Origin of the sequence: Hydrogenophaga pseudoflava NBRC 102511, from assembly GCF_001592285.1 — a bacterium.
Lineage (GTDB): Bacteria > Pseudomonadota > Gammaproteobacteria > Burkholderiales > Burkholderiaceae_C > Hydrogenophaga > Hydrogenophaga pseudoflava.
The window spans coordinates 1-23,433 of sequence record NZ_BCWQ01000007.1; the positions used below are offsets into that span (position 1 = coordinate 1).

23 protein-coding genes are annotated in these 23,433 nt (G+C 69.0%); 3 read left to right on the plus strand and 20 right to left on the minus strand.

Going from position 1 to position 23,433, the window contains the following annotated elements:
* Positions 1 to 182: 182 nt before the first annotated feature.
* The 13 genes from queC to flgB all read right to left on the minus strand — a co-directional run bounded on the left by queC (position 183) and on the right by flgB (position 12,674).
* Entirely contained in the window at positions 183 to 926 is a 744-nt protein-coding gene (queC, locus tag HPS01S_RS09865; RefSeq protein ID WP_066154770.1) for a 7-cyano-7-deazaguanine synthase QueC, read from the minus strand.
* Positions 927 to 950: 24 nt separating this feature from the next.
* Positions 951 to 2,207: an HDOD domain-containing protein gene (locus tag HPS01S_RS09870; RefSeq protein WP_084397237.1), complete on the minus strand. Its 1,257-nt coding sequence runs from the start codon at positions 2,205 to 2,207 to the stop codon at positions 951 to 953.
* Between the two features lie 19 nt (positions 2,208 to 2,226).
* The gene (gene flgL / locus HPS01S_RS09875; RefSeq protein WP_066154774.1) at positions 2,227 to 3,447 is read right to left on the minus strand and encodes a flagellar hook-associated protein FlgL; all 1,221 of its coding nucleotides are present in this window, start codon (positions 3,445 to 3,447) and stop codon (positions 2,227 to 2,229) included.
* A 17-nt stretch (positions 3,448 to 3,464) separates the two neighbouring features.
* The gene (gene flgK, locus HPS01S_RS09880) at positions 3,465 to 5,375 is read right to left on the minus strand and encodes a flagellar hook-associated protein FlgK (RefSeq protein ID WP_066154778.1); all 1,911 of its coding nucleotides are present in this window, start codon (positions 5,373 to 5,375) and stop codon (positions 3,465 to 3,467) included.
* A gap of 16 nt (positions 5,376 to 5,391) precedes the next feature.
* Positions 5,392 to 6,423, minus strand: a complete 1,032-nt coding sequence (gene flgJ, locus HPS01S_RS09885) for a flagellar assembly peptidoglycan hydrolase FlgJ (protein ID WP_066154781.1) — start codon at positions 6,421 to 6,423, stop codon at positions 5,392 to 5,394.
* A gap of 4 nt (positions 6,424 to 6,427) precedes the next feature.
* Complete coding sequence (locus HPS01S_RS09890; protein ID WP_066154783.1) at positions 6,428 to 7,582, minus strand: flagellar basal body P-ring protein FlgI; 1,155 nt, start codon at positions 7,580 to 7,582, stop codon at positions 6,428 to 6,430.
* A gap of 20 nt (positions 7,583 to 7,602) precedes the next feature.
* A complete protein-coding gene (locus HPS01S_RS09895; RefSeq protein ID WP_255284196.1) occupies positions 7,603 to 8,220 on the minus strand; it encodes a flagellar basal body L-ring protein FlgH in 618 nt (205 codons plus the stop codon).
* 134 nt (positions 8,221 to 8,354) lie between these two features.
* On the minus strand, positions 8,355 to 9,137 hold the full coding sequence (gene flgG, locus HPS01S_RS09900) for a flagellar basal-body rod protein FlgG (protein WP_066154791.1): 783 nt from the start codon (positions 9,135 to 9,137) through the stop codon (positions 8,355 to 8,357).
* A 12-nt stretch (positions 9,138 to 9,149) separates the two neighbouring features.
* Complete coding sequence (gene flgF / locus HPS01S_RS09905) at positions 9,150 to 9,890, minus strand: flagellar basal-body rod protein FlgF (RefSeq protein WP_066154794.1); 741 nt, start codon at positions 9,888 to 9,890, stop codon at positions 9,150 to 9,152.
* A 28-nt stretch (positions 9,891 to 9,918) separates the two neighbouring features.
* Entirely contained in the window at positions 9,919 to 11,133 is a 1,215-nt protein-coding gene (gene flgE / locus HPS01S_RS09910) for a flagellar hook protein FlgE (RefSeq protein WP_066154796.1), read from the minus strand.
* 42 nt (positions 11,134 to 11,175) lie between these two features.
* On the minus strand, positions 11,176 to 11,832 hold the full coding sequence (locus HPS01S_RS09915) for a flagellar hook assembly protein FlgD (protein WP_157576218.1): 657 nt from the start codon (positions 11,830 to 11,832) through the stop codon (positions 11,176 to 11,178).
* 25 nt (positions 11,833 to 11,857) lie between these two features.
* Positions 11,858 to 12,262: a flagellar basal body rod protein FlgC gene (flgC, locus tag HPS01S_RS09920; protein WP_066154802.1), complete on the minus strand. Its 405-nt coding sequence runs from the start codon at positions 12,260 to 12,262 to the stop codon at positions 11,858 to 11,860.
* A gap of 10 nt (positions 12,263 to 12,272) precedes the next feature.
* Entirely contained in the window at positions 12,273 to 12,674 is a 402-nt protein-coding gene (gene flgB, locus HPS01S_RS09925; RefSeq protein WP_066154805.1) for a flagellar basal body rod protein FlgB, read from the minus strand.
* A gap of 162 nt (positions 12,675 to 12,836) precedes the next feature.
* On the opposite strand from flgB, the gene flgA reads away from it, so the two are divergent.
* From flgA to HPS01S_RS09940, 3 genes are all read left to right on the plus strand, one after another.
* Positions 12,837 to 13,580, plus strand: coding sequence for a flagellar basal body P-ring formation chaperone FlgA (gene flgA / locus HPS01S_RS09930; RefSeq protein WP_066154809.1), 744 nt, complete (start codon positions 12,837 to 12,839; stop codon positions 13,578 to 13,580).
* Between the two features lie 124 nt (positions 13,581 to 13,704).
* Positions 13,705 to 14,052, plus strand: a complete 348-nt coding sequence (gene flgM / locus HPS01S_RS09935; protein WP_066154812.1) for a flagellar biosynthesis anti-sigma factor FlgM — start codon at positions 13,705 to 13,707, stop codon at positions 14,050 to 14,052.
* 23 nt (positions 14,053 to 14,075) lie between these two features.
* On the plus strand, positions 14,076 to 14,441 hold the full coding sequence (locus tag HPS01S_RS09940; protein WP_066154815.1) for a hypothetical protein: 366 nt from the start codon (positions 14,076 to 14,078) through the stop codon (positions 14,439 to 14,441).
* 91 nt (positions 14,442 to 14,532) lie between these two features.
* Here the strand turns inward: HPS01S_RS09940 and HPS01S_RS09945 are convergent, their stop codons facing one another.
* The 7 genes from HPS01S_RS09945 to flhA are packed head-to-tail and all read right to left on the minus strand — an operon-like array spanning position 14,533 to position 23,431.
* Positions 14,533 to 15,315 carry a class I SAM-dependent methyltransferase gene (locus HPS01S_RS09945; protein WP_066154818.1) on the minus strand — a complete coding sequence of 261 codons (783 nt, stop codon included), beginning with the start codon at positions 15,313 to 15,315 and terminating at the stop codon, positions 14,533 to 14,535.
* A 36-nt stretch (positions 15,316 to 15,351) separates the two neighbouring features.
* Complete coding sequence (locus tag HPS01S_RS09950; protein ID WP_066154821.1) at positions 15,352 to 16,689, minus strand: bifunctional cytidylyltransferase/SDR family oxidoreductase; 1,338 nt, start codon at positions 16,687 to 16,689, stop codon at positions 15,352 to 15,354.
* Entirely contained in the window at positions 16,689 to 18,302 is a 1,614-nt protein-coding gene (locus HPS01S_RS09955; RefSeq protein WP_066154824.1) for a LicD family protein, read from the minus strand. Before HPS01S_RS09955 ends, HPS01S_RS09950 begins: the two co-directional genes overlap by 1 nt.
* 30 nt (positions 18,303 to 18,332) lie before the next feature.
* Positions 18,333 to 19,049 carry an RNA polymerase sigma factor FliA gene (locus HPS01S_RS09960; protein WP_066154827.1) on the minus strand — a complete coding sequence of 239 codons (717 nt, stop codon included), beginning with the start codon at positions 19,047 to 19,049 and terminating at the stop codon, positions 18,333 to 18,335.
* 5 nt (positions 19,050 to 19,054) lie between these two features.
* Positions 19,055 to 19,855 (minus strand): P-loop NTPase family protein, encoded by an 801-nt coding sequence (locus HPS01S_RS09965; RefSeq protein ID WP_066154830.1) that lies wholly within the window; start codon positions 19,853 to 19,855, stop codon positions 19,055 to 19,057.
* Positions 19,848 to 21,362 (minus strand): flagellar biosynthesis GTPase FlhF, encoded by a 1,515-nt coding sequence (gene flhF / locus HPS01S_RS09970; RefSeq protein ID WP_066154832.1) that lies wholly within the window; start codon positions 21,360 to 21,362, stop codon positions 19,848 to 19,850. The genes HPS01S_RS09965 and flhF overlap by 8 nt, the downstream gene beginning before the upstream one ends.
* Positions 21,359 to 23,431 (minus strand): flagellar biosynthesis protein FlhA, encoded by a 2,073-nt coding sequence (flhA, locus tag HPS01S_RS09975; protein WP_371836594.1) that lies wholly within the window; start codon positions 23,429 to 23,431, stop codon positions 21,359 to 21,361. Before flhA ends, flhF begins: the two co-directional genes overlap by 4 nt.
* Positions 23,432 to 23,433: the final 2 nt, after the last annotated feature.

Consider the following 23,433-nt stretch of genomic DNA (forward strand, 5'->3'; position numbering starts at 1 on the left):
CCCCCCCCGCGGACGAATCCACCACCCGAGGGATCACCGGGAACGGGTTGTTTCAGGCGCGTAACAGCGTGACATGGCCTTGTGCCGCGACGCCCGCGCATCGGCGGTCAGCACCGTTTGGGTGCCGATACAAACACACACAAAAAAGCCGGCTCGCGGGGCTGCGGCGCCGGCCATGGCCATCACACCGCGCGGTACCCCGCCCATCCCCGCGCCCGCAGCTCGCAGGCCGGGCATTGGCCGCAGCCGTAGCCCCAGTCGTGCCGGTGTTCGCGGTCGCCGAGGTAGCAGGTGTGGGTGTGCTCGACGATCAGGTCGACCAGCGCGTTGCCGCCGTCGGCCACGCCCGAATCTTCGCCAAGATCGTGCGCGAGCTGCCAGGTCTGGGCCTTGTCGATCCACATCAGCGGCGTGTCGATCAGGAAGCGGTGGTCCATGCCCAGGGACAGCGCCACCTGCAGCGCCTTCATGGTGTCGTCGCGGCAGTCGGGGTAGCCGCTGTAGTCGGTCTCGCACACGCCGGTCACGATGACCTGGATGTCGCGCCGGTAAGCCAGCGCCGCGGCCAGGGTGAGGAAGAGCAGGTTGCGGCCGGGCACGAAGGTGTTGGGCAGGCCGCTGGCCCCCATCTTGAAGGCCATGTCGCGGGTGAGCGAGGTCTCGCTGACCTTGCCCAGCACGGCCAGGTCCAGCAGGTGGTCTTCGCCCAGGCGCCCGGCCCAGGCCGGGAACTGTTCACGGATTTTCTGCAGCACCACGGTGCGCGCCTGCAGCTCGACACTGTGGCGCTGACCGTAGTCAAAGCCCAGCGTTTCGACGCGCGGGTAGCGCGCGAGCGCATGGGCCAGGCAGGTGGTGGAGTCCTGTCCGCCGGAGAACAGGACGAGGGCGCTGGTGTGGTGGGCGGTGCGGGTCTGCGCGTTCATCCGCGCATGGTAGCGGTCACGGGTTCAGACGCCCCTCAGGGGTGCCATGGGTTCGGGCGCCAGCCCGTGGTCCCGGCTGGTGGCCAGCATGCGCAGCAGCCCGCGGTTGGCGTGTTCGAGCGAGACCTCGTGGTGCTCGCAGATGCCCGGCAGCCGGTCGATGCGGTCGGCGTCGCCCTGCGCACGCGCGATGTCCAGCAGCGGGTAGTACGGCCCGGTGCGGCTGAGCAGGGCGTCGGACACGCGCGGCGACAGCGGCAGATGCCCGATCAGCTGGGCCAGCGGCTCGCGCAGCAGCCGGTCGAGCTGGCCGAAGATGGCGGTGGTGTAGACCTCGGCGCGCAGCGCCTCGTCGGACCCGGGGTCGAGCAGGTGCTGGGCCAGCCGCGCCTGCATCACGTGGCCGTAGCGCACCGGGTGCAGGGCCATGTCTTCGTCGGCACCGGCCTGCTGCTCGATCAGCCAGCGGTCCAGCGCCGAGAAGCCCAGCATCATGATGGCGTGGCGCAGCGCGCCGATCTCGTGCCGGCCACCGTACAGCGCCGAGTTGACGCGCAGCAGCAGGCGGTAGGCCAGCACCGGGTCCTGGCGGATGTAGCGCTCCACCCGTTCGATGGAGGCGTCCTTTTCGAGCGCCTGGCGGATCAGGGCGATGGCCACCGGGTCGCAGCCGGGGGCGCGGTGGCGGGTGGTGTGCAGCACGTCGTCGTCGGGCCAGCCCAGCACGCCCCAGGCGCCCGCCTCGTCGAGGCAGTGTTCCGCCAGCGCGCGGTTGCAGACGTTGCGGTAGATCTGTCCTGGCCGGATCGGGCTGGGCCGGGGGGGCACGGGCACGGCCTCGGTGGGCCGGCTCTGCAGGGCCTCCAGGGCGTCGGTCGCGTCCAGGTGCAGCAGGCTGCGCACGTCCAGCGGCACACCGTATTCGTGGCGCACCTCGGCGAAGTCCGCGCGCCGGATGAGCTGGTGGCCATGGTGCACGGCCTGCGACAGCAGGGCCAGGCTTTCCGGACGGCCGAACAGCGCCGCCGGCACTTCGAGGCAGGTGTTGGGCACCGGCGCGCAGCGCAGGGCCTGGTGCATCAGCGAGGGCGATTCCAGCGCTAGGATGAGCATGGGCGCTGCCACCGGCCAGTCGTCGCCCAGCACCTGCATCAGATGGGCGGCGTCGACCGAGGCCGGGTCGGTCGGCAGCACCGTCAGGCGCACCGCCGCAAGCAGCCGGTGCCGGTTCCAGACCGGCTGGTAGGCCATCGCGACGCTGTCAAGGACGGTGTGGCTCATGCGGCGGGTCCGGTGTCGGCTACAGGTACTGGAACAGCGAGAGCTTCTGGATCGAGGCGTAGGACTGGAGCGCCGCCTGGGCGCCCACTTCCATGGTCTTGAACTCCGAATAGGCCTTGACCAGGTCGATGTCGACCAGCCGGGAGTTCTCGATGGTGTGGTCGGCCTCCCGGTCACCCAGCAGGTTGTCCATCGATTCGGCGCGGTTGAGCCACTCGCCGGCCTGCGCGCGGGCCATCAGCATGCGCTCGTGTCCGGCGTCGAGTTCGCCCAGGGCGCGGCCAAGGTTGTGGGTGCGTTGGGCGGCGTCGCCGCTGCTGCCGCTGTCCAGGCGCAGGGTGTCGATGGCGTCCTGCATCACGCGGAACATGTCGGTCGGCGCGTTGGACGGTGTGATGTCCAGCTGGTCGCCGGCCCGCGGCTCGCCGTTGAGCCGGAAGGACATGCCGTCGAATTCGATCTGCGATCCGCTGCTGTAGGGCAGACCGGTCTGGCCGGGCACGGGCGTGCCGGTGGTCACGTCGACCACGCTGTACTGCATGGCGCCGGCGGTGCCGCTGAAATCGATGCGGTAGTCGTGGCCGGTGAGCGCCGAGGGATCGCTCACCTGGCCGGTGTCGGCGCGCAGGCTGCCGGTGTTGCCGGCGGCCAGGTCGATGGAAAAGGTGCCGTTGCCGGCCGGAATGCGCATCCAGATGGCCTCGCCGTCCATGGCGTTGGGCAACTGGTTGTCGCCGGCGGCCTTCTGGCCGCGCTGGCCGTCGAAGCGCACCTCGTTGCTGCCGCTGCCGAACTCCTGCACGAAGGGCGTGGGCGAGCCACCCAGCCCGCCGAAAAGGCTCTGCCCGCTGCTGTTCTGGCGGTTCACCACCGCGAACAGCTGATCGCGCAGTCCCTCGATTTCCTTGGCCAGCGCCTGGCGTTCGGTGGGGCCGTAGCCGGCGTTGCCGCCGGCAATGACCAGCTCGCGCACGCGCTGAACCAGGTCGCCCGCTTCGCCCAGCGCGCTCTCGGCCTGCTGGATGCTGGTGCGCGAGGACTCCAGCGCACGCTGGTCGGTCTGCACGCGCGAGAGCCGGGTCTGCACCGCTTCGGACAGGGCGGCGGCCACCGGGTCGTCGCTGGCGCGCAGGACCTGCTTGCCGCTGGCGATGCGCTCCTGCTGTGCGGCCATCTCCGCCTGGCGCTTGGTGAGCTGGGCGATGGTGGTGTCGTAGGTGTGGGCGGTGGCGACTCTCATGTCGGGGCTCCGGTGGATCAGCGCATGGTCTGCAGCAGCGTGTCGAACGTGCCCTGGGCAATCTGCATGAACTTGGCGGCGGCCTGGTAGGCCTGCTGGTACTGCAGCAGGCGCGCGGCCTCCTCGTCCAGGTTGACGCCCGAGATCGCGGCGCGCGCGGCTTCGTTGCTGGCGGCCACCTGGCCGGAGTAGCTGGCGGCGAACTGCGCACCCTGCACCCGCGTGCCGATGTCGGAGAGCACCGCGCTGTAGCCGTTGGAGAGCGAGACGCCGTCGAAGGTGGCGAGGTCGCGCAGCGCGAGCATGCCGCCGGCGTTGCCGCCGTTCTGCCCGTAGTTGGTGGTGGGCGCGGCGGTGATGGCGAAGCTGTCGCCGGCGGACGGGTTGCCGCGCAGCGTGAGGCTCCAGCCGTTGAACTGCAGCGGCTGCCCGGGCGTGTAGTTGTAGCTCGGCGGCGGGCCCGCGTTGTCCGGCGGCGGGTTGCCCGGGCCCAGGCCGGTGGCGGTGAAGCTGCCGTCGGCCAGGAAGGTCAGGGTCACCGGGTCGGTGAGGTTGGCCGAGGGCTCCACGGGATACAGGCTGACGATGCCCATGCCGCTGGTGTTGCCGCTGCCGGGCGTGACCATCACCGGGCTGGCCGCGGCCAGGCGGTCGGCCGCGCTGACGGCCATCTGCATGTTGCGGGCGACCGCCGCAAACGGCCGCACGAGGAAGCCATCGTCCGTGGCGGCGGCGCCGCTGTCGATCTGGAAGCTCAGGCCGTCGAGCTCGGCGGGCAGGCCGGCGAAGGAACTGATCTGGCCGTCGGAGAGACGCACGATGTCGACGCCGGTGGCCGTGAAGTTGACCTGGTAGTCCGAGGGCTTGAGGGCCGTGGGGTCGCTGACCTCGGCGTGCATCACCGCATTGCCCGTGTTGGTGGGCACGGGCAGGCCGGCCACATCGGCCGGGGGCACGAAGAAGGGCTCACCGGTGCCGCCTTGCAGGTTCACGCCGAGCGCGTGCTGGGTGTTCACCGTCGTGGCCAGCGCCAGCGCCATGCGCCCGATCTGGTTGGTGACGTCCTTCAGGTCTTCGTCGATGAACTGCACGACGCCGCCCAGCTTGCCGCCCAGGGCGCTGCCGTCGAGCTCCATCGTGGAGCTGCCCTGCTGGAACTGGATGCGCTGCTGCGAGCCGTCGGTGCTGTCGGGCACCACGGCCAGGCGGGCGGCGCCGCTGCCCAGCACCAGCGGCTGGCTGCCGGCGACGAACACGTGGACCCGGCCGTCGTCGGCGTTCACCGTGCTCACCTGCACCAGCTTGCTGAGCTCGCCGATGAGCTGGTCGCGCTGGTCCAGCAGGTCGTTGGGTTCGCCGGCGTTGCCCTGGTTCTCCAGGATCTTCTGGTTGATCTTGGCGATGTCCTCGGCCAGCCGGTTGATGTTGTTCACCGTGTCGCCCACCTGCTGGCGTGCGCTGGTGGTGAGGATGTCCAGCTGGCCGGCGGTGTCGCGCAGGCGCGAAGCGATCTCCTCGCCACGCCCGATCACCACCGAGCGCGCGGCCATGTTGGTGGGCGCCGAGGCCACGTCGGACCAGGCGTTGAGCAGGTCGTTCATCGCCGCGCCCAGGCCGCTCTCACCGGTCGGGAAGATGTTTTCCAGCTGCGACAGCCGCGCCATGCGTTCGCTGTCGGCAGAGGCCACCGAGCTGGAGAGCTGGGCCTCGCGCGTGAGGTAGGCGTCGTGCATGCGGGCCACGGTCCCCAGCTCGACCCCTCGGCCGAGGTAGAAGCCGCCCATCGACTGGTAGCCTGCGCTGCGCATCTCCACCGTCTGGCGCGAATAGCCGGCGGTGTTGACGTTGGCGATGTTGTGCCCGATGACCTGCAGGGCCGACAGGTTGGCATTGAGGGCCAGGCTGCCGATGTTGAGTGCGGATGACATGGTGGTGTTCCTGCGCTCAGTTCAGGGCCGAGACCTGCGCGCGTTGCAGGCTGAGCGTCATGTTGATCGCCCGGCTGAGCTTGGCCGCGTATTGCGGATCGGTGGCGTAGCCGGCGCGCTGCAGGCTGCTGGCGAAGCCGTGCACCGAACCGATCTGGTCCATGGCCTTGTCGTAGCGCGGGCTGCGCGTGATCAGGCGTGCGTAGTCGCGGAAGGAGTCGGCGTAGGAGTCGTAGGCGCGGAAGCGCGCGGTGGTCTTGCGCGGCACGCCGTCGACGTATTCGGTGGTCGTCACCTCGGCCACCTTGCCCTTCCACGAGGACGTGGCCTTGATGCCGAACAGGTTGTGGGAAGGTGTGCCGTCGCGCATGCGGATCTCGCTCTTGCCCCAGCCGGTCTCGTGGCCGGCCTGGCCGATCATGTAGCCGGCCGGAATGCCCGATTCGCGCGCCACGGTGGCGGCGGCCTGGTGGTGCTGCTGCACGAAGGCGGCGTGGCGCTGGCTGGGCGAGAGGGCGCGCCGTGCGGCGGCCGAGGTCTGGTCGGTGGCGGCGGCGGCCTGGGCGCCGGTCGCGGGGGCGGCCGGTGCGTACTTGAGCAGGTTGCGCAGGTCCGAGCGATTGAGTGGCTTGAACTCCGGCGCGCTGCCGGCACCGGTCGTGCTGGCCGACGGCGCGCCGGCCGGGGCCTCGCCCGACGCGCCGGTGGTGGCGCCGGCCTTGGCCTGCGCCGCGTTCATCTGGCGGCTGAGCTGGCGCTCGATGGATTCGCTCAGGCCCCCGGGCAGGCCCGAGAGCTGCACCGCCAGTTGCTGGTCGAGCAGGTCGGTGCCCAGGTCGCTGCCCTCGCCTTCGAGCAGGCCGGACTTCTGGGTCGCGTCGCGCATGCTCTTGATGAGCTCGCGCATGAACAGGGACTCGAACTGTTTCGCCGCTTCCTTGAGCGCGCCCTTGCCACCGTCGCCCTCGCGCGCCGCACCATATTTCAGTGCGTTGAGCGCGCCCGGGTCGGCGGCCAGGCCTTGGGTGGTGGGCTGCAGCGAGGCCATGGCGTCAGATCACTTCGAGTTCGGCGTTCATGGCGCCGGCGGCCTTGATCGCCTGCAGGATCGCGAGCAGGTCCTGCGGCGTGGCGCCCAGGCCGTTGAGCATGCGCACCAGGTCGGCCAGCTGCGGCGCGGCGTCCATCTTGATGAGTGCGCCGCTGTCTTGGGTAATGCGGATGTCGGTCTTCTCGGCCACCACGGTCTGTCCCGGCGACAGCGGGTTGGGCTGGCTCACCACCGGCGTCGCGCTGATGCTGACCGAGAGGTTGCCGTGCGCCACCGCAACGGGGCCGAGCGTGACGGCCTGGTTCATGACGATGGAGCCGGTGCGGGTGTTGATGATCACCTTGGCCACCGGCACCGTGGCCTCCAGCGGGATCTCCTCGATCTCGGCCATGAAGCTCACGCGCGCGTCGGGGTTGGCCGGCGCGCGCAGGCGCACCAGGCGGCCGTCCAGCGCGCTGGCCACGCCGGCGCCCATGCGCTCGTTGATCGCCTGCGCCACGCGGCGCGCGGTCTGGAAGTCGGCCGAGTTCAGGCCCAGGTCGATGGTGTCGCCGAAGGCAAACGCCGTGGGCACGGCGCGTTCGACCTGCGCGCCCGAGGGAATGCGACCGGCGCTCAGGTGGTTGATCTGCACCTTGCTGCCGCCGCCCGAGGCGCCGGCGCCGCCCACCAGCAGGTTGCCCTGGGCCAGCGCATAGATCTCGCCGTCCGCGCCCTTGAGCGGCGTGGTGATGAGGGTGCCGCCGCGCAGCGACTTGGCGTTGCCCATGGACGAGACGGTCACGTCGATCATCTGCCCCGGCTGGGCAAACGGCGGCAGCTGCGCGGTCACCATCACCGCCGCCACGTTCTTCATCTGCACCTTGGCGTCGGCCGGCAGGGTCAGGCCCAGCTGCTGCAGGTAGTTGTTCATGCCCTGCGAGGTGTAGGGCATCTGGGTGGTCTGGTCGCCCGTGCCGTCCAGGCCCACCACCAGACCGAAGCCGGTGAGCTGGTTGGTGCGCACGCCCTGCACCGCCGCGATCTCCTTGATGCGCATGGCGTTGGCCGGCAGCGACCAGCCCGTGCCGACCAGCAGGCCGATGGCCAGCGCGGACCAGGCCAGCAGGCGGCGCAGGCCGGCGTCGAGGGAAAGGGTGCGGTGCTGCGGGTTCATGAGGGCAATGCTAGGCAGGCTCAGAACGGGAAAACATTCAAAAAGAACCGTCCCAACCAGCCTATTGAGAGCGCTTCGTCCACGGCGCCTCGTCCTCGCGACTCGATGCGCGCGTTGGCGACCTGGGTCGAGGCGATGGTGTTGCCCGGGCGGATGTGGCGCGGATCGATGGTGCCGGAGAACTTGAGCACGTCGACGTTGCTGTTGATGCCGATCTGCTTCTCGCCGGCCACCAGCAGGTGGCCGTTGGGCAGCACCTCCTGCACGGTGACGGTGATGACGCCCGAGAAGTCGTTCTTGTTGGCGTTGTCGCCCTGGCCGGCGAACTCGTTGCCCGACTCGCCGCCGAGGTTGAAGTTGCGGTCGCGCGTGAGTTCCTTGGCGACGATGCCGGGGATGGCGGAGATCGAGCCCGAGGCGCTGCCGGTGCGGTTGATGTTGGCCGAGGACGACTGGCTGGCGTTGACCTTTTCGGTGATCTGGATGGTCAGCGTGTCGCCGGGCATCCGCGCGCGCGGGTCCTCGAACGCGGGCCGGTAGCGCGCCGCCGAGAACAGGCTGCCGCCGGTCTGAGCCGGCGCAGTGGTCTGCACATAGTTGATGGGCCGCACCGGCACCACGTCGACCGGCTTGGTCATGCAGCCAGACAAGACAGAGGACAACAGGAGTGCCATCCAGCACACACCGTGGAACCGGCTTTGCCGGGCCACTGGTGGGGTCCCCCTGGAGGGGGAAGACGCGAAGCGGCGCAGGGGGGTTTTCATGATCTTGCTCACAGCTGGCCCAGGCGCTGCAGCATCTGGTCCGATGTCTGGATCGCCTTGGAATTCATCTCGTAGGCGCGCTGGGTCTGGATCATGGTCACCAGCTCCTGCACCACGTTGACGTTGGAAGTCTCGACATAGCCCTGCATCAGCGTGCCCATGCCGGCGGTGCCGGGCGCGCCGGTCACCGGGTTGCCCGAGGCCACGGTCTCGGTGTAGAGGTTCTGGCCCCGGGGCTCCAGGCCGGCCGGGTTGATGAAGGTGGCCAGCTCGATGTTGCCCAGCTGCTGGGGCTGGGCGTTGCCCGGCACCTTGGCGGTGACCACGCCGTCGCTGCCGATGGTCACGCTCTGCGCTTCGGCCGGCACCGTGATGTCGCCCGCGATCGCCAGGCCGCTGGAGGTCACCAGCCGGCCCTGCGAATCGACCTGCAGGCTGCCGTCGCGGGTGTAGCCGGTGGTGCCGTCGGGCAGCGCCACCTGCAGGAAGCCCTGGCCGTTGACGGCGACGTCCAGCTGGTTGCCCGACTGCTGCAGGCTGCCCTGGCTGAACTGGCGCGAGGTGGCCACGGTGCGCACGCCCAGGCCGACCTGCAGGCCGGTGGGCAGGTTGTTCTGCTCGGTGTCGGCCGCGCCGACCTGGCGCAGGTTCTGGTACATCAGGTCCTCGAACACGGCGCTGGCGCGCTTGAAGCCGTTCGTGGACACGTTGGCCATGTTGTTCGAGATCACGTCCAGCTGCGTCTGCTGGGCCTGCATGCCGGTCTTGGAAATCCAGAGGGAATTGATCATGGTGTGCTCCTATCAGCCGTTCATGTTGAGCAGCCGCGACGCGGTCTGGTCGTTCTTTTCACCGTTCTGCAGCATGCGCATCTGCGTCTCGAACTGGCGCGAGACCGCGATCATTCCGACCATGGCCTCGATGGGGTTGACGTTGCTGCCTTCCAGCGCCCCACCCTGCACGCGGGCGTTGGCGTCGGCGTCCAGCGCCTCGCCCACCGCGGGGCGGAACAGGCCGTCCTCGCTGCGGCGCAGGCGGTTGTCGTCGTTCGGCGTGACCAGCTTGAGCTTGGCCACGCGCTGCGGCGCCTGGTCGCCGACGCGTGCGGTCAGCGTGCCGTCGGCACCGAAGGTGAGCTGGGCGTTGGCGGGCACGCTGATGGGCGAGCCGCCATCGTCGAGCACGGGCAGGCCGTGGGCATTGACCAGGGCGCCGTCGGCACTGACTTCAAACGCACCACCGCGGGTGTAGGCCTCGGTGCCGTCCAGGCCCTGCACCGTGAACCAGGCGTTGCCGCGCGCGGCCACGTCCAGGCTGCGGCCGGTCGGGTTGATCGGGCCGGACACCTCGGAGTGGCCGGCGCTGGCTTCGAGTGCGAACACCCGCGAGCTGGTGCCGTCGCCGCGCACCGGCACCGCGCGAAAGGTGGCCAGCTCTGCGCGGAAGCCCGGCGTGGACGCATTGGCCAGGTTGTTCGCCAGCAGCTGCTGCCGGTGGGCGGCGGCGTTGGCGCCGGTCATGGCGGTGTAGATCATGCGGTCCATGGCGAGCCTCCTTCTCCGGTGATGTCAATCAACGCATGTTGAGAAGCGTGCTCAGGACCTGGTCCTGCGTCTTGATGGTCTGCGCATTGGCCTGATAGGCGCGCTGCGCGGTCATCATGTTCACCAGCTCGGCCGTGAGGTCGACGTTGGAGTCTTCCACCGCGCCCGAGCGCAGCAGACCCATGTTGCCTTCGCCCGGTGCGCCGCGCACCGGCTCGCCCGAGGCGAAGGTCTGCGTCCAGTTGCCGCCGCCGTTGGGCTGCAGGCCCTGCACATTGCGGAAGTTGACCAGCGCAATCTGGCCGGCCGCCTGCGACTGGCCGTTGGAGTACTTGGCCATGATCACGCCGTCGTCGCTGATGTTCAGGCTGGTGAGTTCACCGGGGCGGTAGCCGTCCTGTGTGAGGTTGTTGACCGCGAAGTCGACACCGAACTGGGTGGTGTCGCCGAAGTCGAGGTCGACCATGAAGGTCTGCGCCGGGTCGTTGGGCGAAGCCAGCTGCAGCTGGGGAATCACCGTGGCCGGGTCCAGGCTGCCGTCGGGCAGGAAGTTCAGCGCAAACGGCACCGAGGCCGCCGGGTCGGCGCCGTTGACGCCGGTGTAGACGTTCCACTGGTTGTTGGCCGTCTTTTCAAACACCAGGCTGACCGGAATCTCCAGGCCCTGCTGGTCGTAGGCAATGATGGAGGTGCCATAGGTGCCGAACGGCGTGGGGGGCACGGCGGCCGCGGCGATGGGCGCGCGCGCATCCAGGTTCACCTCGGCCCCCATCGCCGTGGTCGCTCTCGCCGGGATCGGGCCACCCGTGGGCAGCGTCAGCGGCACCGACTCGAAACCCTGGCGCACGCCGGCGGCATCGGTGGGATAACCCATGAGCTGGCCACCGAGGTTGTTCACGATCTCGCCGTCGCGGTTGAGCTTGAACATGCCGGCGCGCGAGTAGGCCAGCGAGCCGTCGGGCATGGTGAGCTCGAAGAAGCCGTTGCCGTTGATGGCCACGTCCAGGGAGTTGCCGGTGACGGAGATGTTGCCCTGCGTGAACTGCTGCGCCACGGCGGACACCTGCACGCCGATGCCGGCGTTGGTGCTGCCGGCGGCGTTGATGGAGCTGGCATAGATCTCGCCGAATTCGGCGCGGGAGGCCTTCATGCCGACGGTGTTGGCGTTGGCGATGTTGTGGCCGATCACGTCCAGGTTGCGGCTGGCGGAATTCAGGCCGGAGAGTCCTTGCTGGAATGCCATGGTGGTGTCCTTCGGGGGGTGGGAATCGGATGCGGGTGTGGCTTACATGAAGCCGCGCACCTGGTCGTACGCCAGGGTGCGGCCGTTGCTCAGCTGGATGCTCATGGCGCCGTTGGACAGGCCCACGGAGGCGATGCGCACGCGCTGCAGTTCGGTGTCGGTGACGGGGGTGCCGCCGTTGCTGGCGCGCACGGTGAACTTGGCCACCTGGTTCGGGTCGATCGCGCCGGCGGGCCACTCGAAGCCGTGCTGGCCGGCTTCGCGCGCGCCCAGGTCGAGGGTCTGCAGGGTCTCGCCGTTCTTGCCGATGATGTCGACCTTGACGCTGGTGGCGGCGCCGTCGAGCGTGAAGGCACCCTTGCCGGTGCTGCCGTCGAAGGCCAGGGCGTCGCCCTCGACCAGCGCGTCCTTGCCGATCAGCGTGGTGCCCTGCATCGCCTGCGACGAGGCCATCTGGTCGGCCATGCCCTTGAGCGTCTGGTTGAGCTGCTGGATGCCGCTGACCGTGTTGATCTGCGCCATCTGCGTGGTCATCTGGGCGTTGTCCATCGGGTTCAGCGGGTCCTGGTTGTTGATCTGCGCGACCAGCAACTTGAGGAAACGGTCCTGCATGGCCTGCGGATCGTTGGTGGTGTTGCCACCGGCGCCGGTGCTGCTGCCCACGGTGGTGCCGAGGTTGGAGAGGTCCAGGGGGCTCATGAGGCTCATGGTGGGGTTCCCTTTTTCACTGGCCCATCTGCAGCGTCTTGAGCAGCAGCGACTTGGCCGTGTTCATGACCTCGACGTTGTTCTGGTAGGCGCGCGAGGCCGAAATCATGTTGACCATCTCCTCCACCGGGTTGACGTTGGAGTGGGTGACGTAGCCCTCGGCGTCGGCGCTGGGGTGGTGCGGGTTGTGCACGCGGCGGCCCGGGGCCTCGCTCTCGGTGATGTTCTGCACCTTGACGCCGGCGGTGGCCTGGTCGCCCATGGGCACGGTCTGGAACACCACCTGGCGCGCCTTGTAGCTCTGGCCGTCGGGGCCGGCCACGGCGTCGGCGTTGGCCAGGTTGCTGGCCACCACGTTGAGGCGCTGGGCCTGCGAGCTGATCGCACTGCCGGAGACGCCGAAGATCGAGAACATGGACATGAGGCTCTCCTTACTGGCCGGTGATGGCGGACAGCATGGTCTTCACGTTGGAGTTGATGAAGCGCAGCGTCGACTCGTAGCGGATGGTGTTGTCGACGAAGTTGGCGCGCTCGCGGTCGAGGTCGACCGAGTTGCCGTCCTGGCTGGGCTGGGTCTGCACGGCGTAGCCCATCTTGGGGTCGCCCGGCTGCGGACCCGACAGGCGCATGTGGCCGGCCGCGGTCTGGGCCAGGCCCTGGCGGTTCGTGCCCCCGCTGGCGTCCTTGAGCGCGGCGGCGAAATCGAAGTCGCGCGCGACGTAGCCCGGGGTGTCGGCGTTGGCGATGTTGCTGGCGATCACCTGCTGGCGGTGCGAACGCAGCATCAGCGACTGGCCATAGGCGTCGAGCCGGGCGGTCATCTGTTCGAGCATGTCGTTCTCCTGCAGGGTGGACGGAAGGCGGCGCCACGGGAAAAGGCACCGGGTTGCGGACAAGTGTGCGAAAACTTGAGGGGCGGCAGCGCCGAAAGAAAGCGCAGGTTTGACCCGCATTTCGATCCTTTGCGAGCCCTGCCCCCGACCTACAGTGGCCCTATGCGAAATTGCCTTCACTCCCTTTCACGCGCCCTGGGCTGGCTGCTGGCCGGTCTGATGGTCACCGGCCTGGCGCGCGCGCAGGTGGTGGCCTCGCAGAGCGAATTTGCGCAGTTCGAACAGATGGCACGCGACTGGGTGCAGCCCGCGCTGGCCTCGGTCACCGGGCCGGACGGCGGCGGCGCGCTGCGCCCCGAGATCCTGTTCGGCTCGCTGGACTCGCGCCTGAAGCTCACGCCCTGCACCCACATCGAGCCCTACCTGCCGCCCGGCACCCGCCTGTGGGGCCGCAGCCGGATCGGCCTGCGCTGCCTGGACGGCCCGGTGCGCTGGAACGTCTTCTTGCCGGTCACCGTCAAGGCCTGGGGCCCGGGCTGGGTGCTCAAGCGCCCGGTGCCGGCCGGCACGGTGCTGGTTCAGGACGACGCGGAGATGGCCGATATGGACTGGGCGGAGCAGCCCTACGCGGTGCTGGCCAACCCGGAGCGCTGGGTCGGCCAGCAGGCGGCCTACGCGTTGCAGCCTGGCCAGGCCATCCGCCAGAATATGGTGCGGCCGGTGCCCGCCTTCGGGCCGGGCGCCCAGGTGCGGGTCAGCAGCGTCGGCCCCGGCTTCCAGGTCGTCGTCAGTGGCGAGGCCCTGACCGCAGGCATTCCGGGTCAGAGCGTGCGGGTGCGGCTGAACGGTGGCCGCATCGTGACGGGTACCGTGCGCGACGGCCAGACGGTCGACGTGCGTTTGTGAAACCTTTTTTATCCAGATTCGGCGGGACTTTTGTGATGCATTCCACAAAAAAGGGCTCAAGTCCCCCCGCTTTTGAGCCGATAGTCATTCCACAACGCCCCAAATGCGGGGCCTGGAGAGTGAAATGAAAGTCGAATCTTCTGCACCGGACTCCTACATCGGCTCCGTGGCAGGCGGCCCCCAGAAGGCCGCCGAGAAGCCGAACGCAGGCGCCGAAGCCGCTGCGGCCGGCGGCCTGGCAGCCGCGACGGCCCAGCCCCAGGCCGGCGTGACCGTGACCCTGTCGTCGTCCGCCTCGCAGGCCCTGTCCAGCGGCGGTGGCAGCGATGTGTTCAACGCCGAGAAGGTGGAGGCCATGAAACAGGCCATCGCCGACGGCAGCTTCAAAGTCAACGCCGAGGCCATCGCCGACAAGATGTTGTCCAACGCCGCCGAAATGCTCAGCGCCAACACCGGCGCACAGCGCGGCTGATCTTTCTCCCCCAGGAGCAAGCCATGACCCAGCGCACCTCGCCCCACCCCTGGATTGCCGCCCTGCAGGTCGGCCTGGACGGGCTGGAAAAGGCGCTGCTGCAAGGCGATGCCCCGGCCGTCGAACGTGCCAGCCAGCACGTGCAGGATGTGCTGAAAAAGGCCCCGCGCACCGCCGATTTCGGCGTGCCCGGCAGCCGCCTGCGCGACGACATGCAGCAGGCCGCCCACCGCTTCGGTCTGCTGCGCCAGGCCGTGCTGCGCGCCCAGGCCCAGAGCCAGCGCGCGGTGCAGAGCCTGCTGCCCCAGCAGGCCACCGGCACCTACGGCCGCCTCGCCGGCCAGAACCCGTCCACCGGTGGCGCAGGCCACGGCTACCTGTCGGCCTGAGCGCAGACCCCGTTTCCTTTCACGCTCCCCAACAAAAAACCGGCCGAGGCCGGTTTTTTGTTGCGCGCCCCGCGCCGTTGGGCGGCGCGGCTCACGCCTTCTCGGACGGCGCGTGCATGTGGGTGCCGAAGTAGTTGCTCATGCGGAACAGGGTCTCGGTGCGCTTGTAGAAGATGATGTACTTCTTGCGCGGGCCGCCGCGCGTGAGGCCGATTTCGGGGGTGCGGAAATCGACGAAACAGCCGTGGTCGGCCGCCACCTTGATCAGCGACAGCGGCGTCCAGTAGGCCACGTGCCCCGGCACGAAGGGGTACTGGTGCAGGGCGATGTTGCTGCCGTCGTAGATGTTGGAGCTGCAGATCAGGACGCCGTCGTCCTTGAGCAGGCGCAGCAACGACTCGAAGTGCGCCACCGGCTCGGTGAAGTGCTCGATCACCTCGGAGGCGATGACCACGTCCGACGGCGTGGCCTCGGCGATGGTCTCGAAGTTCTCGGCCTCCTGCATGTTCTCCAGGTCGACCAGCTTGGTCTGCACCTCGGGGTAGGCGCGCTTGAGCCAGAGGTGGTCGGTGTTCAGGCCCGAGCCAAAGAAGCTGACGCTGGCGTTGTGCTTGCTCACGATCTCCATGCCCATCTCGGCCATGTAGAACTCGCGGCCCGGGCGCTCGTCGTTGGCGTTGCGCAGTTCGCGCAGCGCGGCCTCGGACGACTGACGGGCAATGATCTTGGCGTAGTTGCCCAGGTTCTCGGGGTAGCGGATCAGGCCGCAGGAGCGGCACTGGTGGCCGCGCATGGTCTTGCCCTGGTACGGCTTGACGCGGCAGGTGTGGGCGACGATGTCTTCTTCACCGCCACAGACGGGGCATTGGCTCATGGGGTTCTCCACGGTACGGAATGAATGGTTGCGGTGTCAGACGCGGGCGATCACGCCCGTGTCGCTGGAACTGAGCAGCTTGGCCGAGGCCAGCGCCACTTCGTAGGGGCTGAGCAGGGTGCGCTGGTCCTCGCCGGCGAAGTTGCTGCGGCGCATGCCGGTGTCGGTGCGGCCGGGCACGATGCAGTTGACGCGGATGCCGTCGTCCTTCCATTCGTCCGACAGCGCCTGCGTCAGGTTGACGATGGCCGCCTTGCAGGCCGAGTAGGCCGAGTAGTCGGCGCGGCCGCGGGTGAACGAGGACGAGGAGAACTGCAGCAGCATGCCCTGCGACTCCTTGAGCGGCGCGTGCGCGCACTGCGCGACGTTGAGCGAGCCGAGCAGGTTCACCGACACCTGCTGGGCCACGTCGGCGGGCGACTGCTGCTCCAGCGGGCTCTTGATCAGCAGGCCCGCGGCGTTGACCACGTGGTCGATGCGGCCCCACTCGTTCATCAGGCGTTCGAAGGTGTCCTCGACCTGGTCGTGGTCGGCGATGTCGCAGCCGGTGCGGCGCGAGACGCTGTGCACCGTGCTGCCGGCTTCTTCGAGGATCTGCACGATGGCCTTGCCGATGCCGGCGCTGCCGCCGAACACCACCGAGTGCTTGCCCTTGAGGTCCAGGCCGTTGAGGTTGGGCGCGAGCTGCTGCTGGCGGATGCGGAACAGCTCGTCGGCCAGCACCAAGTCCACCGAGTCGGTGATCTTGATGTTCTCGGAGCTGCCCTTGACGATGCGCACCTGGCCCATCGGGTGGCAGGCCATGTAGATGCCGCAGTCGTCGGTGAACTCACCCATCTTCTCGGGGCCGATCTCTTCGTAGCTCTTGACCAGGGCGCCGTAGCGGAAGCCCTGCGGCGTCTGGCCGCGGTAGATGTGGTCGCGCCTGGGGATGTTCTGGATGAAGCCGTCGCGCTCGACAATGATGGTGTCGCTGGTCTTGATGGCCACATCCACCGCCTCGTGCGATTCGAGCGCGTCGACCACGTCGTGGATGATCTGGTGGCTCAGGAAGGGCCGCGCCGAGTCGTGCAGGATGACGTTCTTCGGCGGATCGGCGCGCAGGTACTTCAGCGCCGCCCAGGCCGAGGCCTGGCGCGATGAACCACCGACGATGACCTCGGCCCTGGTGCCGCTGAACAGCTTGCGCGCCATCTCCAGCGCGTCGGCCGGCACTGTGATCACGATGCGCGCCTCGGGCGCGTAGCTGTGCAGGGCCTCGAAGCTGTGCTCCACGATGGTCTTGCCGGCCACGCGGATGAACTGCTTGGGAATCGGGGAATCGAGCCGGGTGCCGCTGCCACCGGCGAGCAGGACAAAAGCGAAATCGTTCATCACGCCACCTCTGCAACGGTTCGTTGGTCGTAGGCCGTCTGGAGCAGTTCCAGGGTGTGCGCCGACATGCCGCCGGGGCGGTCCTGGTGCTCGGTCATGATCTGGATCACGCGCGAGAGCTTCTCGAGCTTGCCCTCGTTGATCGCCTCCAGCGCGCGGATGCGGCCGACGATCTGGAACACCTTGCCACCGACATCGACGGTCGAGGGCGACTGCAGGTGCGAGATGTAGTCGGGGTCCGACTGGCGCCAGTTGCCGAAGTTCTCGGCCAGGTTGCGCTCGATGTCGTCGGGCACGTAGAACTCGATGCCCAGGAAGCCGGTCTTGTGCAGACCGAAGGGCGTGAAGGCGAATTTCTGCAGGTAGCCGAAGTCGGACTGGACACCCGTCACCAGCTTCCCGCCCTCCTCGTGGTAGACGAAGATGTCGATGCACACCCCGGTCCCGATGTGGCGCACCGGAATGTGGTAGGTCTTGCGGCCGTGCAGGCGCCTCAGGTCCATGCCGAACTGGCCGCTCTGCAGCAGCGCGTTGACCACCTCGTACTGGTCTTCCCAGCCGATGATGCCGACGTCGATGTCCTTGTCGTGCGCCAGCAGACCGCCTTCGCGGTGAAACCCCAACAGCGTGCCCGACACCAGAAAGGCCTTCTTGCCGACGGGTTCCAGCGCATTCTGCAAGGCCACCAGTGCCCTGGAGGCCTGCTGCGGATCGAAGGTTCGCGACCTTTTGGCCGATGGGGATGCTTTGCCGGTGCGGATCGGATGTTCCGGCTGGGCGGTCTGGGCCGGACCCTGCGGTGCACAGATCAGCTCAACCACCCGGTCCAGCCAGACCAGTGCCTGGTCCAGGTCACCCAGGAAGCAGTGCGAGCGCGAGATGTCGAAGGCGGCGTGGATGCGCTGTTTCTCCGCCGTCACGAGTTGGGCCGCCTCGATGGCAGCGGAGTAGTTGCCCGCCTTGAAGTGGCACTGGCTGACGTACAGCGCCAGACGGCTGCGCACCTTGTCGACCGCGGGCTGGCGAGCGATCAGGTGGTCGCGGATGCAGCTGTAGGCGCGGGCCAGGGCGCCGGTGTCGGCGGTCTGGGGAATGTGGTTGTGCCGTGAGATGAGCACCTGGGTGAAGCGCAGCCAGTCCTGCACGCCGGGCTTGCGGCGCACCAGTTCGCGCACGATCTGCTCCACCAGGTCCAGGCGCAGCTGGTCGATGGCCAGTTCGGCGGCGTGGCACCAGTCGTCCAGGGGCCCGTGGCCTTTTTTCAGCGCGGCGGCATCGATCGCGGTCTTCCGGACCACCACCTCGGTGATCAGGCGCAGCGGATGGCGACCGGGCAGCGTGCCGAGTTCGGCGGTGGGCTCACCCCGCACGATGGACTGGTACACCGCCAGCCAGGCCTGGAAGCGGAAGGGTTTGGGCAGGTTCTCGACCGCCAGCGAGGCCAGGAAGACGACGGTGGCGTTCCGGCGCAGCACGCGGGCGGCGTCCAGCGTCGGCTCGCTCAGCAGGCCCTTGGGCATCTCTTCGATGACCAGGGTCTCCAGGGTGGCGTGGTCGCCGCTCTGGAGCAGCTGCTCGATGCGGTTCAGGCGGGGGAATTCGGCTTCGAACATGGGGGTCCTTGGCGGTGGCGAGCGGTCGGCTCAGTGCTCCCGCAGCTTGGTGCGCAGGCGGGCGATGGACTGGCTGTGCAGCTGGCAGATGCGCGACTCGGTGACCCCCAGCACGGCCGCGATCTCCTTGAGGTTCATGTCGTGCTCGTAGTACATGGACATGATGTGCTGCTCGCGCTCGGGCAGGTTCTTGATCGCCTCCACCAGGGCCATGCGCATGCGCTGGTCCTGCAGCAGGCTCGACGGGTCGGCCTCATCGTCGCCCATGTGGCGGTCCAGGAAGCCTTCGTCGTCGTCGTCGCGGCCGCTGATGTCTTCCAGGTAGACCAGCTGGGTGCCGCGCACCTTGGCCAGCATGTGCTGGTAGTCGGCCAGGCTCATGCCCAGCTCCGCGGCGATCTCGCTCTCCATCGGCGCGCGGTGCAGCTTCTGCTGCAGGCGGTGCACGGCCTGCTCGATGTCCTTCTGGCTCTTGCGCGAGCCGCGGCTCATCCAGTCGCCCTCGCGCAGCTCGTCGAGCATGGCGCCGCGGATGCGCTGGCTGGCAAAGGTCTCGAACTGCACGCCCTGCGAGGGCTCGAAGCGCGCGATGGCTTCGGTCAGACCGATCATGCCGACCTGGATCAGGTCGTCGACCTCCACGCTCGGCGGCAGCTTGGCGATCATGTGATGGGCCAGGCGGCGCACCAGCGGGCTGTACTTGCGCAACTGGTCGTCCCGGTTGAGGGTGCCTTTGGCGGTGTACATGTCGTTCAACTCCAGAGTGAGGGCATCGCGCCCACAGGGGACGGCCCGGTGGCGGCAAACCGGTTGTCGCGCAGACCGTGGAAGGTGTCCAGCCGCTGGGGCCGGGTCAGGGCGTGTTCCTGCGCGCAGGCGGCCCACACGGGCTCGCTCCAGCGCTCCAGGTCCAGGCCGAGGTGCCGGTCCGCGCAGTCGCAGACCGTGGCCAGCACGGTGTCCGGCGCCTGACCGGGGTCGGCGCTGGCCATGGGCGCGAGCACCGGGCGGGCACCGGCCATGTGCAGCAGCTTGACCGCGCCGTAGGCGTCGATGGCCGCCTGGGGGTGGGGCAGCACCGGCACCACCACACGCGCCTGCAGGTCGCTGCACAGCGGCGAGAGCTCGTGGGCGGGGGCGAAGAACAGCAGCAGGGTGCCGCTGGTGAAGGGGGCCAGCAGGCGCGAGAGCGCCACGGTGCCGCCAGCGGTCAGCGCGGTGCGCTGCAGCGCCCGCAGGCCCTGGGCGGCGGGCATCACCAGCCACTCGTGGCCGTCGGCCGGATGGCCCAGCCCGGAGATCGCGGGGTCGTTCAGCGCGTGCAGCAGGCCCGGGTGGCTGCCGTCGCCGCTGCGGCGTTCGGCGGTTTCGGTGGCGGTGCCATCCAGGATCACCGGCAGGCGGCCCTGTGCCCTGAGCTGCGCCGACAGGTGGCACAGCAGTTCGTAGGCGAGGGCGGGCTGGGCCGGGCTGGCCACCGCCAGCAGGGCCGGGCCCTGGCGCAGCGTGTGGGCGCGCAGGCCGGCCGCCTGGTCGAGGCCGGCTTCAAACATGGCCAGCCCCCAGCTGGATGCCGCGCGAGGAGGCCTGAGAGAAGTAGAAGCCCATGTCGGTGGCGACCGGGTCGTAGGCCGATTTGCCCTCGGTGCCCATGGCCACCCGCACCAGGGTGGCGGCGTCGGGGTTCTGCCAGTCCTCGGGCACGCGCTGGCCGTTGGCCACGCCGCGCAGCACCACCTGGTGGCGGACCAGGGCGTCGATGGCCGGGCCGAGCTTGACGGCCTCGTCGACCTTGGAGAGCACCACGCCGTGCAGACCGCTGGACTTGAACGAGGTCAGCACATCGTCCAGCGTGTCACCGTGGGAGCCGGCGTTGAGCACCAGCACCTTCTTGACCGAGGGCATGTCCAGCACGTCCAGCATTTCCTGGATGCGCTGGTCGCGCTGGCCCAGGCCGGCGGTGTCGATGATGACCATGCGCTTGTTCGACAGCAGGTCCAGCAGGTCCTTGAGCGCGGCGCGGTCGTGCGCCAGGTGGGCGACGACGCCGAGCATGCGGCCGTAGGCGCGCAGTTGCTCGTAGCCCGAGACGCGGTAGGTGTCCAGGGTGATCAGGCCGACGCTGGCGGCGCCGTGCTGGCGCACGCACTGGGCGGCGAGCTTGGCGGCGGTGGTGGTCTTGCCGACGCCGGTGGCGCCGATCAGGGCGACCACGCCGCCCTCGTCGCACAGGCCGCTGCCCGGTGTGGCGGTGCGCAGGTTGCGCGTGAGCGTGTCCATCACCCAGCGCACGGCCTGGCTGGCACCGGTGTCGGCCGGCATGCGTTCGAGCACGGCGCGGGCGATCGCGGGCGAGTAGCCGGCGCGGATGAGCTTGAGCATCATCGTGGACTGGATCGGGTTCTGCTTGGACGAACCGAGCCAGGCCAGGGTGTTGAAGCGCTCCTCGATCATGTCCTTGAGCGCCGACAGCTCCACCGCCATGCGGCCTTCGCTGGCCGACGCGGCGCGCTGCTGCAGGTCCTCGCTGTCGGACCAGGCCGGGGCCGGTGCGGCGGGACGGGTGCGGATCGGGGCCGGCTCGGGCGTGGCCATCGGGGCCTGCGGCATGGCCAGGCGGACCGGCGCGGGGCGCTCGGCCGGGGCCTGCACACGGGCGGCGGGGGCGCGGGGCGCGGCGCTCTCGCGGGCGGCCGGTGCGCTGTCCCCGGCACCCTCGCCGTCCATGGCGGCGCGGCGCTTGCGCAGCATGCGCTCGCGCACGTACTCCTGGAACGAGAGCGTGCTCATGGCCATCTGCTCGGTGTCTTCCTGCACCGAGTCGCGGAAGGCGGGCGGATCGGCGCGGCGGGTGCGGATGGCCGGCATGCGCTCCTCGGCGCGGCTGGCCAGCGACCCGGGCTGGGCCACGGGCGCCAGGCTTTCTTCGGCGGCGGCCATCACTTCAAACCCCCCGTCGGTGGCGCGGCTGGAGAGGATGACGGCGCTGTCGCCAAAGGCCTGGCGGGCCTTGGCCATGGCTTCGCGCGAGGTCGGGGCGGTGAATCGCTGGATGTTCATGCTGCAAGCTCCCCAAGAATCGGGCCGATACGGATAAGGTGGGTTTCAGGAATCTCGCTGTGGGCGAGCACCTGCAGGCGCGGCGCGGCGCGGCGCAGCAGGCGGGCCATCGCGGTGCGGATGGCGTCGGGCACCAGCAGGCAGGCGGGCACGCCCCGCTCTTCCTGCCGGTTGGCGATTTCGGCGGCCGACTTGCTCAGCGTCTCGGCCACACCGGGGTCCAGCGCGCCGGCGCCGTTGCCGGTCAGCGCCTGCATCAGCAGGCGCTCCAGGCCGGGTTCGATCGCGATGACCTCAAGTTCCTTGACCGAACCGCCGTAAATCTGCTGGACGATGGCCGGCGACAGCGCGGTGCGCACACGGCGGGCCAGCTCGACGGGGTCGGAGGTGCTGCCGGCGTGTTCGGCCAGGGATTCGATGATGGTGCGGATGTCGCGCACGTGCACCGACTCTTCCAGCAGCAGCTGCAGCACTTTCTGGAAGGTGGCGACGGGGACCATTTTTGGCACGACCTCTTCGATCAGTTTCGGGGCCAGGCGGGTCACGTGTTCGACCAGGTCCTGGGTCTCCGTCCGGCTCAGCAACTTGGCGGCCTGGACTTGCATCAAGTGTGAAAGATGGGTCGCCAGCACGGTCTCGGAATCAACCACCGTAAAACCGGCCATTTGCGCGTTCTCTTTCTGCTTCTCGTCGATCCAGTGCGCGGGCAGGCCAAATGCGGGGTCCTTGGTGGGGGTGCCGATCAGCGGCGTGCCCACGCCGCCCGGGTCGATGGCCAGGAACATGCCGGGGAAGACCTCGCCCTCGCCCACCACCACGCCGCGCAGGGTGATGCGGTAGCCGCTGGGCCGCAGTTCGAGGTTGTCGCGCACGTGCACGGCCGGCGGCAGGAAGCCCACCTCCTGCGCGAACTTCTTGCGCACGCCCTTGATGCGGGTGAGCAGGTCGCCCTGGCGGTTCTTGTCGACCATGGCGATCAGGCGGTAGCCCAGCTCCAGGCCCAGCAGGTCGACCGGCTGCAGGTCGTCCCAGGTGGCTTCGCCGTCGCTCGGCGGGGCGGCCGGCTGCTCGGTGGGCTTGGGCCGGCGCTCTTCCTGCAGCCGCCACCAGGCCAGGCCGCCGATGGCCGCGGCAAAGGCCAGGAACACGAGGTGCGGCATGCCGGGAACGACGCCCAGCAGGAACAGCACGCCCGCGGTGATGCCCAGCACGCGCGAGGACATGAACATCTGCTCGACCATCTGCACGCCCAGGTCCTGTTCCTTGCCCACGCGCGAGACCACCATGGCGGCGGCCACCGAGATCAGCAGGCCGGGGATCTGGGCGACCAGCGCATCGCCGACGGCCAGCAGGATGTAGCTGTCGGCCGCCTCGCCGGCCGACAGGCCGTGCTGGACCATGCCAATGATCAGGCCGCCGATGATGTTGATGAACAGGATCAGGATGCCGGCGATGGCGTCGCCGCGCACGAACTTGGAGGCACCGTCCATGGAACCGAAGAACTCGGCCTCCTCGCCCACCTCGGCGCGGCGGCGCTTGGCCTCCTGCTCGTTGATCAGGCCCGCGCCCAGGTCGGCGTCGATGGCCATCTGCTTGCCGGGCATGGCGTCCAGGGTGAAGCGGGCCGAGACTTCGGCAATGCGCTCCGAGCCCTTGGTGATCACCACGAAGTTGATCACCACCAGGATGGCGAACACGATGAAACCGACCGCGAAGTTGCCGCCGATCAGGAAGTGGCCGAAGGCCTCGATCACCGCGCCGGCGGCGCCGGGGCCGGTGTGGCCCTCCATCAGCACCACGCGGGTGGAGGCGACGTTCAGCGACAGGCGCAGCAGCGTGGTCAGCAGCAGCACGGTGGGGAAGACCGAGAAGTCCAGCGGCGCCCGCATGTAGGCCGCCACCATCATCACCACCAGCGCGATCGCGATGTTCAGCGTGAAGAAGGTGTCCAGCACCCAGGGGGCCAGGGGCAGCACCATCATGGCCAGCACCAGCACCACCAGCATCGGGGCGGCCAGGCCCTGGGCCAGCGCGGCGTGGCGGCCGAACCACTGTTGCAGGAATTTCATTT